General features: G+C 62.6%; 17 protein-coding genes and 2 tRNA genes. 12 read left to right on the top strand and 7 right to left on the bottom strand.

Annotated elements, in window-relative coordinates; translation table 11 throughout:
• Positions 1 to 71 precede the first annotated feature (71 nt).
• Together ASF04_RS26505 and ASF04_RS05110 are read right to left on the bottom strand one after the other, a co-directional pair.
• Positions 72 to 581: a Fic family protein gene (locus ASF04_RS26505; RefSeq protein WP_156368529.1), complete on the bottom strand. Its 510-nt coding sequence runs from the start codon at positions 579 to 581 to the stop codon at positions 72 to 74.
• A gap of 56 nt (positions 582 to 637) precedes the next feature.
• On the bottom strand, positions 638 to 1270 hold the full coding sequence (locus tag ASF04_RS05110) for a trimeric intracellular cation channel family protein (protein WP_056138903.1): 633 nt from the start codon (positions 1268 to 1270) through the stop codon (positions 638 to 640).
• A gap of 197 nt (positions 1271 to 1467) precedes the next feature.
• On the opposite strand from ASF04_RS05110, the gene ASF04_RS05105 reads away from it, so the two are divergent.
• The gene (locus tag ASF04_RS05105) at positions 1468 to 2565 is read left to right on the top strand and encodes an NADH:flavin oxidoreductase/NADH oxidase (protein WP_056138726.1); all 1098 of its coding nucleotides are present in this window, start codon (positions 1468 to 1470) and stop codon (positions 2563 to 2565) included.
• A 1-nt stretch (position 2566) separates the two neighbouring features.
• Here the strand turns inward: ASF04_RS05105 and ASF04_RS05100 are convergent, their stop codons facing one another.
• Together ASF04_RS05100 and trxB are read right to left on the bottom strand one after the other, a co-directional pair.
• Positions 2567 to 3229, bottom strand: a complete 663-nt coding sequence (locus tag ASF04_RS05100) for a Smr/MutS family protein (protein WP_056138724.1) — start codon at positions 3227 to 3229, stop codon at positions 2567 to 2569.
• Between the two features lie 6 nt (positions 3230 to 3235).
• Positions 3236 to 4189 (bottom strand): thioredoxin-disulfide reductase, encoded by a 954-nt coding sequence (gene trxB / locus ASF04_RS05095; RefSeq protein WP_056138722.1) that lies wholly within the window; start codon positions 4187 to 4189, stop codon positions 3236 to 3238.
• Between the two features lie 210 nt (positions 4190 to 4399).
• Here trxB and ASF04_RS05090 point away from each other — a divergent pair, with 210 nt between their 5' ends.
• Genes ASF04_RS05090 through ASF04_RS05075 form a run of 4 tightly spaced genes read left to right on the top strand, consistent with a single transcriptional unit; the run spans position 4400 to position 9721 of the window.
• A complete protein-coding gene (locus ASF04_RS05090; RefSeq protein WP_056138720.1) occupies positions 4400 to 6814 on the top strand; it encodes a DNA translocase FtsK in 2415 nt (804 codons plus the stop codon).
• A 10-nt stretch (positions 6815 to 6824) separates the two neighbouring features.
• Positions 6825 to 7463 (top strand): outer membrane lipoprotein chaperone LolA, encoded by a 639-nt coding sequence (lolA, locus tag ASF04_RS05085; RefSeq protein ID WP_056138719.1) that lies wholly within the window; start codon positions 6825 to 6827, stop codon positions 7461 to 7463.
• A gap of 45 nt (positions 7464 to 7508) precedes the next feature.
• The gene (locus ASF04_RS05080) at positions 7509 to 8813 is read left to right on the top strand and encodes a replication-associated recombination protein A (protein WP_056138717.1); all 1305 of its coding nucleotides are present in this window, start codon (positions 7509 to 7511) and stop codon (positions 8811 to 8813) included.
• 20 nt (positions 8814 to 8833) lie between these two features.
• Positions 8834 to 9721 carry an alpha/beta fold hydrolase gene (locus ASF04_RS05075; protein ID WP_056138715.1) on the top strand — a complete coding sequence of 296 codons (888 nt, stop codon included), beginning with the start codon at positions 8834 to 8836 and terminating at the stop codon, positions 9719 to 9721.
• Positions 9722 to 9733: 12 nt separating this feature from the next.
• On the opposite strand, the gene ASF04_RS05070 is transcribed toward ASF04_RS05075, so the two are convergent.
• Positions 9734 to 10147 (bottom strand): hypothetical protein, encoded by a 414-nt coding sequence (locus ASF04_RS05070; protein ID WP_229204922.1) that lies wholly within the window; start codon positions 10145 to 10147, stop codon positions 9734 to 9736.
• Positions 10148 to 10211: 64 nt separating this feature from the next.
• A complete protein-coding gene (locus ASF04_RS05065; RefSeq protein ID WP_056138710.1) occupies positions 10212 to 10418 on the bottom strand; it encodes a hypothetical protein in 207 nt (68 codons plus the stop codon).
• Between ASF04_RS05065 and ASF04_RS05060 the strand changes: the two genes are divergently transcribed.
• From ASF04_RS05060 to ASF04_RS05035, 6 genes are all read left to right on the top strand, one after another.
• Positions 10417 to 10623: a hypothetical protein gene (locus ASF04_RS05060; protein ID WP_056138708.1), complete on the top strand. Its 207-nt coding sequence runs from the start codon at positions 10417 to 10419 to the stop codon at positions 10621 to 10623. The genes ASF04_RS05065 and ASF04_RS05060 overlap by 2 nt on opposite strands.
• A gap of 103 nt (positions 10624 to 10726) precedes the next feature.
• A complete protein-coding gene (gene serS / locus ASF04_RS05055; RefSeq protein WP_056138706.1) occupies positions 10727 to 12019 on the top strand; it encodes a serine--tRNA ligase in 1293 nt (430 codons plus the stop codon).
• A gap of 91 nt (positions 12020 to 12110) precedes the next feature.
• Positions 12111 to 12200 (top strand) — tRNA-Ser (locus ASF04_RS05050).
• 145 nt (positions 12201 to 12345) lie between these two features.
• Positions 12346 to 12435: transfer RNA gene (locus tag ASF04_RS05045), tRNA-Ser, on the top strand.
• Positions 12436 to 12515: 80 nt separating this feature from the next.
• Positions 12516 to 13280: an AraC family transcriptional regulator gene (locus tag ASF04_RS05040; protein ID WP_056138704.1), complete on the top strand. Its 765-nt coding sequence runs from the start codon at positions 12516 to 12518 to the stop codon at positions 13278 to 13280.
• Between the two features lie 59 nt (positions 13281 to 13339).
• Positions 13340 to 14296 carry a DMT family transporter gene (locus ASF04_RS05035; protein ID WP_056138701.1) on the top strand — a complete coding sequence of 319 codons (957 nt, stop codon included), beginning with the start codon at positions 13340 to 13342 and terminating at the stop codon, positions 14294 to 14296.
• A gap of 22 nt (positions 14297 to 14318) precedes the next feature.
• On the opposite strand, the gene ASF04_RS05030 is transcribed toward ASF04_RS05035, so the two are convergent.
• Positions 14319 to 14831, bottom strand: coding sequence for a hemerythrin domain-containing protein (locus tag ASF04_RS05030; protein ID WP_056138699.1), 513 nt, complete (start codon positions 14829 to 14831; stop codon positions 14319 to 14321).
• 198 nt (positions 14832 to 15029) lie between these two features.
• Between ASF04_RS05030 and ASF04_RS05025 the strand changes: the two genes are divergently transcribed.
• Complete coding sequence (locus tag ASF04_RS05025; RefSeq protein WP_056138698.1) at positions 15030 to 16790, top strand: glycoside hydrolase family 2 protein; 1761 nt, start codon at positions 15030 to 15032, stop codon at positions 16788 to 16790.
• Positions 16791 to 16798: the final 8 nt, after the last annotated feature.

Genomic DNA, 16798 nt, shown 5'->3' with positions numbered 1-16798 from the left:
TGCGTTGCCCGGCGGCGGTCAACGCCGCCGATGCAACAATTGCAAATAAATCACTTTACTGATTGGCTGCGCTACTGCTTGCCGGCCGCGGTGAGCCGGTAACGCTGCTTGCTGCTGCGCGGTTTGTCTGGTTGCGTCATTTCAATCAGGCCGCTGGCGAGTGCAGGCAGCAGATAGGCGGAGCGAAAATAATTTTCGTGTTTGAGTGTTAATAGATCCTGGATTTGCTGGCGTGTCATCTCGCCATGCAGGATCAGTATCAGGCGTTCGACTTCCCCGGTGACTTCCCCGGTAGCTTTAACTTCAGACTCCTCCTGGGCTTGCGCAAACGGGTGGGAAGGCAGACGGATGACATAGGCGATGCGGTCATCATCGGTCTCGAATCGAGGGGCCAGAGAGCCATTGGCAGCCATCGCCTTGAGTATTTTTGGTACGCCGGTGGAACGGCCCTCGGTCAGGTCCAGTTCCTTGAGATATTCGCCAATCCGACGGTTGCGGTAGCGACGGCTCACCGAGCGTCCCGCTTCCAGGTCGGCCAGCCGGATCGAACGGTCGGGACCGGGAAAGCTCAGGATCGCCAATTCGTCGCGGGCTGATGCGCACTTCGACCGGTTCGCGCTCCTCGTACGAGTGGGGCTTATTTGTCGGACGGAAGGTGCAAGTCGAATTTCCACGTCACCAGCCGCATTACCGTGATCGAGGCGGCGCTGGCCCACAGGGCGACGTCGTCGGAGACCTCGGTGTATTGCAGGCCGATGTACATCCAGCAGCCGAAGAAGGCGCAGATGGCGTAGGGTTTGCCGTCGCGGAAGACCATCGGCACTTCGTTGCAGACGATGTCGCGCAGCACGCCGCCAAAGATGCCGGTGATCACGCCCATCATCGAGGCGATGAACAGTGGCATGCCGGCTGCCTGCGCCTGCGACACGCCCGCCACCGCGAACAGGCCCAGGCCGATGGCGTCGGCAATCACGATCAGGCGTTCGGACAGGATTTGCTTGAGGGTGCGCATCAGCGGCGCGGCGATCAGGGCCAGCACGAAAATCAGGATCGCGTATTCCTGGTGCATGACCCAGAACAGCGGCCGGCGGTCGAGCAGGATGTCGCGCAATGTCCCGCCGCCGAACGCGGTGATGAAAGCCACCGTGAATACACCCACCAGGTCCATGCGCTTGCGGCGTGCCTCCACGAACCCGGAAAACGCGCCCACCAGAATTGCCACGATCTCGATGACGGTGACCAGGGAAACGTGAACCGGAACGTGGGACATGTAGGGCATCGGGTGCGAACGGTAGAGGAAGTCGAAGATTGCTCAGGTTAACATGACCGCCGCTCACCGTGTAACTTAGTTGCTCGGCTGACACGCTGCGAAGCTTGTTGCGCCTGCTTAGCCGATTTGGCCGCCGCACTGCTCATAATTCATTAATGAATTATGATGCTATCCAGATCAACTTTAAAGTTTGAGCGATGACCGCATTATTTACCCCGTTTTCCCTCAAGGATGTCACCTTGCGCAACCGTATCGCGGTGCCGCCGATGTGCCAGTACAGCGCCGACGATGGCCTCACCAACGAGTGGCACCAGGTGCATTACCCGGCCCTGGCGCGTGGCGGCGCCGGCCTGGTGATCGTGGAAGCGACCGCCGTGTCGCCGGAAGGGCGCATCACCCCCGGTTGCCTGGGCCTGTGGAACGACGAGCAGGCCGCCGGCCTGGCCCGCATTGCCGCCGGCATCAAGGCCGCCGGCGCCGTGCCCGGCATCCAGATTGCCCATGCCGGCCGCAAAGCCAGCGCCAACAAGCCGTGGGAAGGCGACGACCATATCGCTGCCGACGATCCGCGCAGCTGGCAAACCATCGCACCGTCGGCCGTGGCCTTCGGCGCCAACTTGCCGCAAGTACCGAAAGCCATGACGCTCGACGATATCGAACGGGTGAAAGCCGATTTCGTCGCATCCGCCCAGCGTGCGCGTGACGCCGGCTTCCAGTGGCTCGAACTTCACTTCGCCCATGGTTACCTGGCGCAGAGTTTCTTCAACGTCGATGCCAACCAGCGTGAGGACGCCTACGGCGGCGACTATGCCGGCCGCAGCCGCTTCATGCTGGAAACCCTGGCGGCAGTGCGCGCGGTATGGCCCGAGCACCTGCCGCTGACGGCCCGTTTCGGCGTGATCGAATATGACGGCCGCGACGAGCAGACCCTGGCGGAGTCGATCGACGTCACGCGAGCGATGCATCAGGGCGGGCTCGATCTGCTGAATGTGAGCGTGGGTTTCTCCACCCCGGACGGCAATGTTCCGTGGGGTTCGCCGTTCCTGGCGCCGATCGCCGAACGGGTGCGCCGCGAGGCGGGCTTGCCGGTGGCGTCGTCGTGGGGAATCGATGTGCCGGAGGTGGCCAACCGCGTGGTGGCCGACCAGCAGATGGACCTGGTGATGATCGGCCGCGCCTTCCTGGCCAATCCGCACTACGCCGCGCAGATGGCGGCGGAGCTTAAAGTGGAGCGTCCTGCGTGGGTACTGCCAGCGCCGTACGCGCACTGGCTGCAAAAGTATCGTCGCGGATAATTCAGCGCTCGGGTCGCAGCGCGGCCCGCAGCAGCACCATCAGCGCGCCTTCTCCACCTTCCGAGGAGCGCGCCTGGCAGAATGCCACCACTTCTTCCTTCTGCACCAGCCAGCTGTGCACCATCGATTTGAGCACCGGTTCCTGGCCGCGCGAACCAAAACCGCGACCGTGAATGACGCACACGCAGCGATGGTTGCGCATGGTCGAGCGGCGCAAGAAGTCGCCGATGGCGTCGCGCGCCTGGTCGCGCCGCATGCCGTGCAAATCGAGTTCGTCCTGTACTGGCCAGTGGCCCTTGCGCAATTTTTTCACCACGTCGGAACCGACGCCGGGTGCGGCGTAATTGAGCGCCGGGTCTTCTTCCAGGTAATGATCGACTTCAAACAGGTCGGACAGCGATTCGCGCAGCACTGCGGCGTCGTCCTCGGCCTGCGTCAGCTTGCGCTTGACGGGCAGGGCGACACCGGCCGTTTTCGGCATCTGCGGCACATGGCGGTCCGATTCGGGCAGGCGCTTGACGCCGCCGAGCGCCGACTGGAAGATATTCGCCTCCACCACCTGCGTCTTTTCCCGCTTGACGCGCTCCGCCTCGGCGGCGGCGCGCGCCTCGGTCTGCTCCCTGAGCTGCTTGCTCAGCGATTTCAGTTCCGAGAAGTCTTTCATCGCGGCTTACTCCTGCGCTTCGAGGTAGCGCTGGGCGTCCAGTGCGGCCATGCAACCGGTGCCGGCGCTCGTGATCGCCTGGCGGTAGATATGGTCCTGTACGTCGCCGGCGGCAAACACGCCCGGGGCGGTGGTGGCAGTCGCCATGCCTTCGGTGCCCGAACGCGTCTTGATGTAGCCGTTGTGCATTTCCAGCTGGCCTTCGAAGATGCCGGTGTTCGGCTTGTGGCCGATCGCCACGAACAGGCCGTGCACGGTGATTTCGGAGACGGCACCGTCTTCGGTCGACTGGAGCTTGAGACCAGTGACGCCGCCTTCGTTGCCGAGCACTTCCTGCAAGGTGTGGTTGTACTTGATCTCGATCTTGCCTTCGGCAACCTTGGCGTGCAGGCGATCGATCAGGATCGCTTCGGCGCGGAACTTGTCGCGGCGGTGGATCAGCGTGACCTTGTTGGCGATGTTCGACAGGTACAGCGCTTCCTCGACCGCAGTGTTGCCGCCGCCGATCACGGCCACTTCCTGGTTGCGGTAGAAGAAGCCGTCGCAGGTGGCGCAGGCGGAGACGCCACGGCCCATGAATTCCTGCTCGGTCGGCAGGCCCAGATACTGGGCCGACGCGCCGGTGGCAATGATCAGGGTGTCGCACGTGTATTCATGGCTGTCGCCCAGCAGGCGGATCGGTTTTTCCGACAGGAAGGTCGTGTGGATGTGATCGAACACGATTTCGGTCTTGAAACGCTCGGCGTGTTGCAGCAGGCGCTGCATCAGGTCCGGGCCTTGCACGCCCATCGGGTCGCCAGGCCAGTTTTCGACGTCGGTGGTGGTCATCAACTGGCCGCCTTGTTCCACGCCGGTGACCAGCATCGGGTTCAGGTTGGCGCGGGCGGCATAGACGGCGGCGCTGTAGCCGGCAGGGCCCGAACCGAGGATCAGAACGCGGGCGTGTTTGGTAGTGGTCATGGCGGGCTTCTTTGTAGATTGGAGTACATCGGAGTTGGGGGCATCTGCGGTGGAGGCAAGGGCAATGCCTCTTGCATTCACGCAGGCAATACAAGATTATAGTGCAAGCAGAAGATCAGGATGAATCGTGGGGCGGATGTGGCCTGTATGCCTTAGAATAGCTGTCTCTGAATCTTTCCTGTGCGATAACGTTGCAACACCTTAATACCTATGAGCAGTAAAAAAGTTCAGGAACGCTCTTCCAAGTCTGGCGCAGGCGCCGGAACGACCTCGTCCGCAGCGTCCGCCAACGGCTACAAACGCACGCCCACCGAGCGCCAGCCGCTGCCCAATCGCCTGGTCAAGCTGCTGTCCGAAGCGCGCTGGCTGGCGCTGGCCGTGCTCGGCCTTTATTTCGTGCTGATCCTGGCCAGCTACAACAAGCTCGACCCCGGCTGGTCGCACGAAACGCTGGTGCCCAAGGTAACCAACCTTGGCGGCCGCGCCGGCGCCTGGCTGTCCGATTTGCTGCTGTACATTTTCGGCATCTCGGCCTGGTGGTGGGCGTTTTGCGTGCTGCGCTACGTGTGGCAAGGCTACCGCAGCCTTACGCAAAAATTTGTCATGACCAAGCCGGCCGAGCCCGAGCATGCGCAAGAGCCGCTGATACGCGGCATCGGCTTCGTGCTGCTGTTCGTCGGCAGCGTGGGCCTTGAATACCTGCGCCTCGGTTCGCTCACGCGCCACGCGGAGTTGCCGCGCGTCTCGGGCGGCGTTTTGGGCGAGCTGATCGGCCATTCGGCCCACGTGGCGTTCGGCTTTACCGGCGCCACCTTGCTGCTGCTGTTGTTGTTCGGCCTCGGTTTTTCGCTGTTCTTCCAGGTCTCGTGGCTGGCGCTGGCCGAGCGCATCGGCTTCACCATCGAATCGGGCATCGTCTGGTTCATCCAGCGCTACCAGTACCGCGAAGACCGCCGCCAGGGTGAAGTCGCTGCCGTCAAGCGCGAGGAAACCGTGGTGATCGAGCGCGCCAAGCACGTGGAAAAACATCCGGTCGCCGCGCCGATCGTCAAGATCGAGCCGCAAGTGGTTGCCGTGGTCAAGTCCGAGCGCGTGGAAAAGGAGCGCCAGGCCAGCCTGTTCCAGGACCTGAACGGCAATCCGCAACTGCCTACCTTGTCGCTGCTGGACGAGGCGCCCGAGGTGCAGGAAACCGTGGCGGTCGAAACGCTGGAGTTCACCAGCCGCCTGATCGAGAAAAAGCTGTCGGACTTCGGCGTCGAGGCCAAGGTCGTGGCCGCCTATCCGGGCCCGGTCGTCACCCGCTACGAAATCGAACCGGCCACCGGCGTCAAGGGCAGCCAGATCGTGGGCCTGGCGCGCGACCTGGCGCGTTCGCTGTCGCTGACCTCGATCCGCGTGGTGGAAACCATTCCCGGTAAAAACTTCATGGCGCTGGAACTGCCCAATGCCAAGCGCCAGATCGTGCGCCTGTCCGAGATCGTCGGTTCCAAGGTCTATAACGACAACCCGTCGCCGCTCACCGTGGCGCTGGGCAAGGATATCGCCGGCAAGGCCGTGGTGGCCGATCTGGCCAAGATGCCGCACTTGCTGGTCGCCGGTACCACCGGCTCCGGTAAATCGGTCGGTATCAATGCCACCATCCTGTCGCTGCTGTACAAGTCCGATCCGGCCGACGTGCGCATGATCCTGATCGATCCGAAGATGCTGGAAATGTCGGTGTACGAAGGCATTCCGCACTTGCTCGCGCCCGTGGTGACCGACATGCGCCAGGCCGGCCACGCCCTCAACTGGGCAGTGAACGAGATGGAACGCCGCTACAAGCTGATGTCCAAGCTGGGCGTGCGTAACCTGGCCGGCTACAACGCCAAGATCGCCGAGGCGACCAAGCGCGAGGAACACATCCCGAACCCGTTCAGCCTCACGCCCGATTCGCCGGAACCGCTGGAAAAACTGCCGACCATCGTCATCATCATCGACGAGCTGGCCGACCTGATGATGGTCGTCGGCAAGAAGGTGGAAGAGCTGATTGCCCGGATCGCGCAAAAAGCGCGCGCGGCGGGCCTGCACTTGATTTTGGCTACCCAGCGCCCATCTGTCGATGTGATTACCGGCCTGATCAAGGCCAATATCCCGACCCGGATCGCGTTCCAGGTCTCGTCCAAGATCGACTCGCGTACCATTCTCGACCAGATGGGCGCGGAAACCCTGCTGGGCATGGGCGACATGCTGTACATGCCGCCCGGTACCGGCCTGCCGGTACGCGTGCACGGCGCCTTCGTCTCCGACGAAGAGGTGCACCGCGTGGTCGCGCACCTGAAGACCACTGGCGAGCCGAACTACATCGAGGGCATCCTCGAGGGCGGCACGCTGGAAGGCGAGGGCGGCGCCGAAGGCGGTGCGGCCGGCGAGGCCGGCGGCGAAGCCGATCCGATGTACGACCAGGCGGTGCAAGTGGTGCTGAAAAATCGCCGCGCGTCGATTTCGCTGGTGCAGCGTCACCTGCGTATCGGCTACAACCGCGCGGCGCGCCTGCTGGAACAAATGGAAAATAGCGGCGTGGTTTCGGCCATGCAATCGAACGGCAACCGCGACATCCTGGTGCCCGCTGCCAGCGCAGAATAAGGAAAACAATATGATGCAGTTGAAGAAATCGGCCGCCCTGTTGGCCATGGCTGGCGCACTGTTTGCCGGCCCGGTCCACGCCAGCGCGCTGGAGCAGTTCAAATCGTTCGTGGCGTCCACCAAGGCCGCCAAGGGCGAGTTCACCCAGCGCCAGGTCAAGGGCGAGGGCAGCGCCAAGGCCAAACCGACGCCGCCGTCGAGCGGCACATTCCTGTTCGCCCGCCCCGGCAAGTTCATCTGGACTTACACCAAGCCGTACGAACAGGTGCTGCAGGCCGATGGCGAGCAGCTCTACATCTTCGACAAGGACCTGAACCAGGTCACCACCAAGAAGCTCGGCGACGCGCTGGGCTCGTCGCCGGCCGCCATCCTGTTCGGCAGCAACGACCTGGAAAAGAGTTTTACCTTGTCGGAAGCGGGGACCCGCGATGGTCTCGAGTGGCTCAAAGCCGTACCGAAAGCCAAGGATTCGAGCTTCGAACAAATCACCATCGGCCTGCGCAATGGCTTGCCGGAGGCGATGGAACTGAAAGATTCGTTCGGCCAGACCTCGGTGCTGGCGCTGTCGAAAATCGAAAAGAATCCGGCCTTGACGGCCACCAGCTTCAAGTTCGTGATGCCCAAGGGCGCGGACGTGTTCAACAACTAGGTAGCAGGGCGCTGCCAGTCGTTCAGCGTCGCACATCTCAACACCATGGCAGACCTCTTCACCAACGAACCCCGCCAACCCCTGGCCGAAGCGCTGCGTCCCAAAACGCTCGATGAAGTGATCGGCCAGCGCCACCTGCTCGGGCCGGGTAAACCGCTGCGCCTGGCATTCGAATCGGGCCAGCCCCATTCGATGATCCTGTGGGGGCCGCCTGGCGTGGGCAAGACCACGCTGGCGCGCCTCACCGCCAATGCCTTCGACTGCGAATTTATCGCCTTGTCGGCCGTGTTCTCGGGCGTCAAGGATATCCGCGCCGCCATGGAGCAGGCCCAGCAGAACCTGGTGCTGGGCAAGCACACGATCTTGTTCGTGGACGAGATCCACCGCTTCAACAAGTCGCAGCAGGATGCGCTGCTGCCGTACGCGGAATCGGGGTTGGTGACGCTGATCGGCGCCACCACCGAAAACCCGTCGTTCGAAGTGAACTCGGCGCTGCTGTCCCGTTCGCAAGTGTATGTGCTCAAGTCGTTCGACGAAACAGAGTTGCGCGAGATGGTGGACAAGGCCCGGGCCCGGGTGCTGTCGCACCTGGAGTTTGACGATGCTGCGCTCGACACCCTGATCGGTTATGCCGACGGCGACGGCCGCCGCCTGCTCAACCTGCTGGAACAGACCAGCACCGCCGCCAACGCCGCCAAGACCAACAAGATCACGCCGGCCTTTATCGAAAATGCGTTGACGCTCAACGCGCGCCGGTTCGACAAGGGCGGCGACAATTTCTACGATCAGATTTCGGCGCTGCACAAATCGGTACGCGGCTCCAACCCGGACGCCGCACTGTACTGGCTCACCCGCATGCTCGATGGCGGCGCGGACGCCCGCTACCTGTCGCGCCGCATCGTGCGCATGGCGTGGGAAGACATCGGCCTGGCCGATCCGCGCGCCATGCAGATCGCCAATGACGCCGCCACCACGTTCGAACGGCTGGGGTCGCCCGAAGGCGAACTGGCGCTGGGCCAGGCCGTGATTTACCTGGCGATTGCGGCCAAAAGCAACGCCGGCTACAACGCCTACAACCAGGCCCGGGCGTTTGTCAGAACTGACAAGAGCCGCGAAGTGCCGGTCCATCTGCGCAACGCCCCGACCAAGCTGATGAAAGAACTCGGCTACGGCCACGAATACCGTTACGCCCACGACGAGCCGAACGCCTACGCCGCCGGTGAAACCTACTTCCCTGACGATATGCGCGAGCCGGGCTGGTACCAGCCGGTGCCGCGCGGGTTGGAGAGCAAGATTGCGGACAAGCTGGCATTCTTGCGCCAGCTCGATGCCGACGCCGGCAAAACCTGATCCCTGTCTAGAGGAACCCCATGCAACAGCTCGTGGTCGATGGCATCGACGTCTACATCGATGGTCCCGAAGAAGACGAGCACGCCGAGACCATCGTGATGATCCACGGCTGGCCCGATACGTATCGGCTGTGGGAGCCGCAAGTGGCCGAGCTCAAGCATCGCTACCGCTGCGTGCGCTTTACCTTGCCCGGTTTTGACAACAGCAAGCAGCGCCGGTCGTACACGCTGGACGCGACCATGCGCATCCTGCTGCACATCGTCAACAGCGTCAACCGCAAGCAACCGGTGATCCTGATGACGCACGACTGGGGATGCGTGTTCGGCTACGAGTTTTACATGCGTCACCGGGCTGCGGTGTCGCGCATCGTCGGCGTCGATATTGGCGACGCCAATTCCGAGACCACGCTGCGCTCGCGCTCGCTGGGGCAGCGCATGATGCTCAACGGCTACCAGAATGTGCTGGCGCTCGGCTGGGCCATCGGCGGCGCGGTCGGCAACCTGATTACCCGCACCATGGCAGGCATCATGAAAGTGCCGTCGCCGCGCGAGCATATTTACTCGGGCATGAACTATCCGTATTACATCCTCACGGCCGGCAATATCGGTTCGTACCGGGCGCTGGTGCCGTTCAAGCCGCGCGTGCCGATGTTGTTCATCTATGGCATCCGCAAGCCGTTCATGTTTCATTCGGGGCCGTGGACCGAGGTGCTGGCGGCGCGAAAAGGGTGCAAGGTGGTGGCGTTCAATACCGGGCACTGGCCCATGGTGAGCGAGCCGGAACGGTTCAACCAGGTCGTGCTGGACTGGCTAGATGGCGTGGCCGAGGCGGCGCCGAAGGAAGAGGGGGACGGGGAAGTCGTGGTTACAGAGGAGCAGGCCGCCGCCGGTGATGATGCGGCAGCCTGACAATACAACTGATCAGCGCAGGCGGATCGGCTTGATGTAGGGAGCGAACGGCGGTGCCGGCAGTTGCACGTCGGCGTAGGCCTTGCGGAAGCATTCGGCTTTCTTGTTGTCCACGTCGGTGGTGCTGCTGACGACTTTGCCGGCGCTGTCCAGGGTCAGGATGATGGTGACCGGGTACTTCGACATGTCGTGGCAGTTGCCGCGATCATCGAGCTTGTGGGTATTGTTATAGTTCAGCGAAACTTCTTCGTACTTGGTCGCCTTGTCGCTGGGGAACTGGGCATTGAACTTGGCCATCATGCCAGCAAACGCAGGGTTGGCCGGTGGCGGCGCTTCGTTTTCCGGCGGGCCACTCATGGTCGAGCAACCGGCAGCCAGTGCCATCAATGCGCCCATGGCGCCCATTTTCAGGAATTGTGTTTTCAAGTTATTCTCCGATAGGCTTGTTGTTGATTCATCGTACACATTTCAATGCCGACATGGCGCACGATTAGTTGCGTAGTTGAAATCCTGCAAGCAAGTCCTCGGCAAGCCCGCTTTTAAACGCCGAGTCCGGCTGCATCGGCACCGTCTTTTTGCATTCCATCTGCCATTTACAGCGCTTCATCGCATCCACCGCGCAAGCCATACGCCCTTTAGCTACAGTACATCCATCGCAGGACAACTTGTAGACCACCCACCCAAAGGAGCGCATCATGAACATCACCAAACACATGGAAAGTATCTTCCTCGCCGCCGCTGTGATTGCCGGCGCCACCAGCTTCGCCAGCGCCGCCGATGCCGACGCCACCCGCCTGGCGCTCAGCGCCCCGGTGACGCAAACAGTGATTCACCACGCCAAGATGCAAGTGGTGGTCGTGGCAGCCAAACGCTTGAGCGCCGCTGAAAAAGCCGCACTGTAATCGCCACCCCGATCGGGACAGCCGGCGGGCTGTGTAAAACTCGCTGGGAACGGACTTCCTCTTGGTACAATTGACGTTTTCGATACAACGGCAATTCGCTCCCATGATTGATATCCAACTCCTCCGTAAAGACATCGCCAACGTCGCCGCGCGACTGGCCACCCGCAAGTACCAGCTCGATGTGGACGCGTTCAACGCGCTCGAGTCGGAACGCAAAGCGATCCAGACGCGCACCGAGGAACTGCAGGGCAAGCGCAATTCGCAGTCCAAGCAGATCGGCATGATGAAGGGCAAGGGCGAAGACACCACCGCGCTGATGGCCGAAGTGTCCGGCCTCGGTGACGAACTCAAGGCCAACGAAATCGCGCTGTCGGCGGTACAGGCCAAGATCAGCGACTTCATGCAGGCGATCCCGAATCTGCCGCACGAGTCCGTACCACAGGGCACCGACGAGTCGGGCAACGTCGAAGTGCGCAAGGTCGGTACGCCGCGCACGTTTGAATTTGCAGTGAAAGACCACGTGGATGTGGGCGCGCCGCTGGGTCTCGATTTCGACGTCGCCACCAAGCTCACCGGTTCGCGCTTCTCGGTGATGAAGGGCGGCATTGCGCGCCTGCACCGCGCGCTGGCGCAGTTCATGCTCAACACCCACACCGACGAGCACGGCTACACCGAGTGCTACACGCCGTACATGGTCAACGCCGATTCGCTGCGCGGCACCGGCCAGTTGCCCAAGTTCGAAGCCGACCTGTTCTCGGTGAAAAAAGGCGGCGTGGAAGGCGAGGGCGAGAGCTTCTACCTGATCCCGACCTCGGAAGTCACGCTGACCAACCTGGCCCGCGACGAAATCCTGGCCGCCGACGCGCTGCCGATGAAGATGACCGCCCATACGCCGTGCTTCCGCTCGGAAGCGGGCAGCTACGGCCGCGACACGCGCGGCATGATCCGCCAGCACCAGTTCGATAAAGTGGAAATGGTGCAGGTGGTCCATCCCGACACCTCGTACGCGGTGCTGGACGAAATGGTCGGCCATGCCGAAACCATCCTGCAACGCCTGGGCCTGCCGTACCGCGTGATGTCGCTGTGCACCGGCGACATGGGCTTCGGCGCCACCAAGACGTTCGACCTGGAAGTGTGGCTGCCGGCGCAGAACACTTACCGCGAAATTTCGTCGCTGTCGAACTGCGAAGCGTTCCAGGCGCGCCGCATGCAAGCGCGTTTCCGCAACCCGCAAGGCAAGCCGGAAATGGTGCACACCCTCAACGGTTCCGGCCTGGCCGTGGGCCGTACGCTGGTGGCCGTGCTCGAGAACTACCAGCAAGCCGATGGCAGCGTCGAGATTCCAGCCGTGTTGCGTCCGTACATGGGCGGCCTGACCCATCTGAAAGCTGCCTGATAGCGGGCTGAAAAAAGGCCTTCCATTTTCCGGAAGGCCTGCTATAATCTTGCCTTCTCGCAGCAACACGTTAGTGCCAGCTGCAAGAAAAGGAGAGGTGGCAGAGTGGTCGAATGTACTTGACTCGAAATCAAGCGATGGGGCAACCCATCCGTGGGTTCGAATCCCACCCTCTCCGCCAAAGATGTGAGAGAACCCGCTTCGGCGGGTTTTTTCTTTTCTGCGGCAAAAAATCAAGATAAACAGTTTGTACAACAGGCATGGTTGGCCCTTCCGTTTTTGCCGACGGCCTGCTATGATCCTGCCTCCGCTGGCAACAGCGGAAAGGAGAGGTGGCAGAGTGGTCGAATGTACTTGACTCGAAATCAAGCGATGGGGCAACCCATCCGTGGGTTCGAATCCCACCCTCTCCGCCAAGGACGTGAAAAAACCCGCTTCGGCGGGTTTTTTTTCGCCATGCTAGACTGGACCGTTACACATTCCGTCCGTCCGCTCTATGTCCGCGCTTGTCCCTCCCTTTGTCGATATCGATCTGCGCAGCTACGGCGAGCGCTGGGGGACTGATCGCCACGAGTTCGCGCAGCTGGTGTTGCCGGTTGCCGGCGTGGTCGAGGTCGAGGTGCTGGGTTGCCAGGCCCGGCTCGATCCCCTGCATGGCGCGGTGGTGGTGGCCGGCGCCTGGCATGCCCAGCGCAGCGACGTGGACAACCGCTCCATCATCCTCGATTTCGACCAGGCCGAGCTCGAACAGCCGAGCCGCCAGTTGCTGCTGGAGCGGCCGTTCGCTGCCATCGGCCCGGCTGCGCGCAAGCTGATCGAGTTCATGCAACTGATGGCCGAGCAGCAGGCCGTGCAACCCGGCATGTTGCGCGGCTGGACGCCGTTGTTGCTCGATACGCTGGCGCTTGGCGTGCCGCAAGCGCGCTCGCGCCTGTCCGCATTGCTGGCGCAGGTGGCGGCCGATCCCGGCGCGGCGTGGAGCACCGAGTCGATGGCCGGGTTTGCGCGCCTGAGCACGAGCCGCCTGCATGCGCTGTTTCGCGAAGAACTCGATACCAGTCCGCACCTGTGGCTGCTGCGCCAGCGTCTGGACCTGGCCTGCGCGCAACTGGCAGAGGGCAACCGGCCGCTCGCCGAGGTGGCGCTCGCTTGCGGCTTTTCCGAGCAAAGCGCGCTCACCCGCGCCATGCGCACGCATCTCGATACCACCCCAGCTGCCTATCGCCGCAGCAAGCAGGAGCCGGCGTCAACAAAGCAGTAGCCAGCGCCAAGAATTTCATCGCGCCAGCAGGGAGAATCACTTCTTTCGGAAGGATCTCCATGCTATTGAACAATCATCGACTGGGTATCGCCGCCGGCGTGCTTGCCTGCGCACTGTGGGGGCTGGTGTTCCTGGCGCCTGAACTCACGCCCGGCTTCACGCCACTGCAATTGTCGGCCGGCCGCTACCTGGCATACGGGCTGGTGGCGGCGTTGCTGATCGGGCCGGGCTGGCGCCGCCTGCGCGGGCGCCTGACCTGGCGCGAATGGCGCGGCCTGGTGTGGCTGGCGCTCACCGGCAACCTGGTCTATTACGTGTTGCTGGCCAAGGCCGTGCAGGCGGGCGGGGTGGCGATGACGTCGCTGGTGATCGGGCTGTTGCCGGTGATTGTGACGCTGGTGGGTGCGCGCGACCGCCACGCGGTGCCGCTCAAACGCCTGCTGCCTTCGCTGGCGCTGAGCATGGCGGGGTTGCTGTGCATTAGCTGGCAATCGCTGGCCGCGCCTGGTCATCAATCGACGTTGGGCCTGCTGTGCGCGCTGGGCGCCTTGCTGTCGTGGACGGTGTACGTGGTCGCCAACAGCCGCTGGCTGGGCCGCTTGCAACAGGTATCGGCGCACGAATGGAGCTTGCTGACGGGGCTGGTGACGGGCGCGCTGGCGCTGGTACTGTCGGTACCGGCCTTCGTGCTGGCCGCGCCAAACGCCGAACATGGCACAGCAGGCTGGCTGGTATTCATCGGCATCGTCACCGCGGTAGCGGTATTGTGCTCGGTGATCGGTAACGGCTTGTGGAATGTTGCCAGCCGTACGCTGCCGCTTACCATGACCGGCCAGTTGATCGTATTCGAAACAGTGTTTGCCGTGTTGTACGGATTTATGTGGGAACAGCGCTGGCCCACGGTCGCCGAGGGCGCAGCGCTGCTGTTGCTGCTCGGCGGCGTGGCGCTGTGCGCGCAGGCGCACCGGCCACAGCGTGCATCGTCCGACATGCCAGGCAAACAGCAGCCTGCCTGACCTGTCGCGATGAGCGCTGCCCTTACAGCGAAGGGCGGCTGCCTTCCATGGCGCCTGGCGGGATCATCGGCGGGGGAATCTCTTCGATCTCGTCCTTGCGCGCCTGGATCTGCTCGCCGAGCGCAACCAGGTCGATGCCGGCCTTTTTAGCCTGGGGGAACATTTCCTCTTCTTCTTCCTTGACGTGGTGGTCGATGTATTCGCCCAGCACTTTCACCTTCGCGTCGTACAGGTCGTCGTGCGGATCCATGGCGTGGATTTGCGCGATCAGGTCTTTAGCCGATGCATGTTCGACCGTTGCCTCATCGACCAAGTCGTCGCCTTCCTTGACGTCGGCGCGCACGGCCGGATAGAAAATTTCTTCCTCGGCGATGGCATGCTTGGTCAATTCCAGGCAGATTTTTTCGGCCAGCTTCTGTTTGGTCGCAAACGCGCGGTCACCCAGTTCTTCGTATTGCTTGAACATCGCTTTGACTTCGTCATGATCCTGCTTGAGCAGGGCGACGGCATCGCGTGGTTTGGCTATGGAACTCATGGCTACTCCTTGTGGGTTGGGTTGCTGAACTGCCAGCATGGCAGAGGACCGGCGGCCACTCCGTGCGGTGGGACGGTAGGCACCGTAGGTAGTGTCCTACTCGCTTGCGGGTGGAAGCAGTAGAAAAAAACATAAAAGAATTGCTACTATTTTTGTAATGTTTTTTCTCATCCACTGCGCTGTCAGCGAAAGAATCCCATGCTCCAGTTTGAATATCCGCGGCCCCAGCTGGTACGCGATGGCTGGACGTCGCTCAACGGCGAATGGGACCTGGCATTCGACGATGCGCGCCAACATCGCGGTCCGCAGGATGCCATCGACTGGACCCATCGCGTCCTGGTGCCGTTTGCACCGGAAGCGGCAGCGAGCGGCATCGGCGACCAGGGTTTCCATCCATGCGTGTGGTACCGCCGCACGCTCGACGGTATTGCGACCGGCGGACATACCTTGCTGCACTTCGGCGCGGTTGATTACGCTGCGCGGGTATGGCTCAACGGCCACCTGGTAGTGCAGCACGAGGGCGGCCATACGCCATTTACCGCCGACATCACCGACGCCCTGTTGAGCGATGCTCCGCAAGTACTGGTGGTGCGGGTGGAAGACGATCCGGCCGACCTGGCCAAGCCGCGCGGCAAGCAGGACTGGCAGTTGCAGCCGCACTCGATCTGGTATCCGCGCACCACCGGCATCTGGCAAACCGTGTGGCTTGAAACCGTGGGCGAGACCTATATCGACCGCCTGCGCTGGACGCCGATCTTCGACGGTTTCGAGATCGGCTGCGAAGTGGCCGTGGCCGGGGCCCAGCGCACCGGCCTGTCGGTCGAAGTACGGCTGTGGCACGGCGACAAGCTGCTGGCCGACGACCGGTATTCGTTGATGGGGCAGGACACCATGCGCAAGATCGCGCTGCCCGATCCCGGCATCGACGATTCGCGCAATGCATTGCTGTGGAGTCCCGAACACCCCACGCTGTTCGACGCCGAAGTGGTGCTGCGCTGTGGCGAAACCGTGCTCGATACCGTGCGCTCGTACACTGCGCTGCGCTCGGTCTCGATCACCCGCGACCGCCTGATGCTCAACGGTCGGCCGTACCAGCTGCGGCTGGTGCTGGACCAGGGCTACTGGCCCGACACGCTGATGACCGCGCCGTCGGACCAGGCGCTGCGGCGCGACGTGGAACTGGCCAAGGCCATGGGTTTCAATGGCGTGCGCAAGCACCAGAAAATCGAGGACCCGCGCTACCTGTACTGGGCCGACCGCCTGGGCCTCTTGGTATGGGAAGAGATGCCGTCAGCCTACGCATTCAGCCCGCGCGCGATGACGCGCCTGGTGAGTGAATGGACCGAAGCGATCGAACGCGATTACAGCCACCCGTGCGTAATCGTCTGGGTGCCGTTCAACGAATCGTGGGGCGTGCCGAATCTCACCGCCATGCAGGCGCACCGCAATGCGGTCGAGGCGTTGTACCACCTCACGCGCATGCTCGACGCCACCCGTCCGGTGATCGGCAACGACGGCTGGGAAGCCTCGGCCACCGACATCCTCGGCATCCACGACTACGACGGCGACCCGCACAAGCTGCGCGCCCGCTACGAGGCCGAGCACCAGTCCAATACCCTGTTCGACCGCCGCCGGCCGGGCGGACGCATACTCACACTTGACGGTTTTCCCCATCGCGGCCAGCCGATCGTGCTGACCGAATTTGGCGGCGTGGCCTACGACCCGCGCGCGCCCGAACACCACACCTGGGGCTACTCGCGTACCAACACCGCCGAGGCCTTCCACGCGCTGTACCGCGACCTGCTGCGGGTGGTCAATGAAACCGCGATGTTCAGCGGCTTTTGCTACACCCAGTTTGCCGACACCTTCCAGGAAACCAACGGCCTGCTCAATGCCGACCGCAGTCCCAAGATTCCCCTCGAGCAGATCAGCGCCGCTACCCGCAACGTCCCGTACTGATAACACGC

Origin of the sequence: Duganella sp. Leaf61 (assembly GCF_001421905.1) — a bacterium.
Taxonomy (GTDB): domain Bacteria; phylum Pseudomonadota; class Gammaproteobacteria; order Burkholderiales; family Burkholderiaceae_D; genus Rugamonas; species Rugamonas zoogloeoides.
The sequence above is the reverse complement of the archived record's forward strand: the minus strand, read 5'-3'. Positions and strand labels throughout refer to the sequence as shown.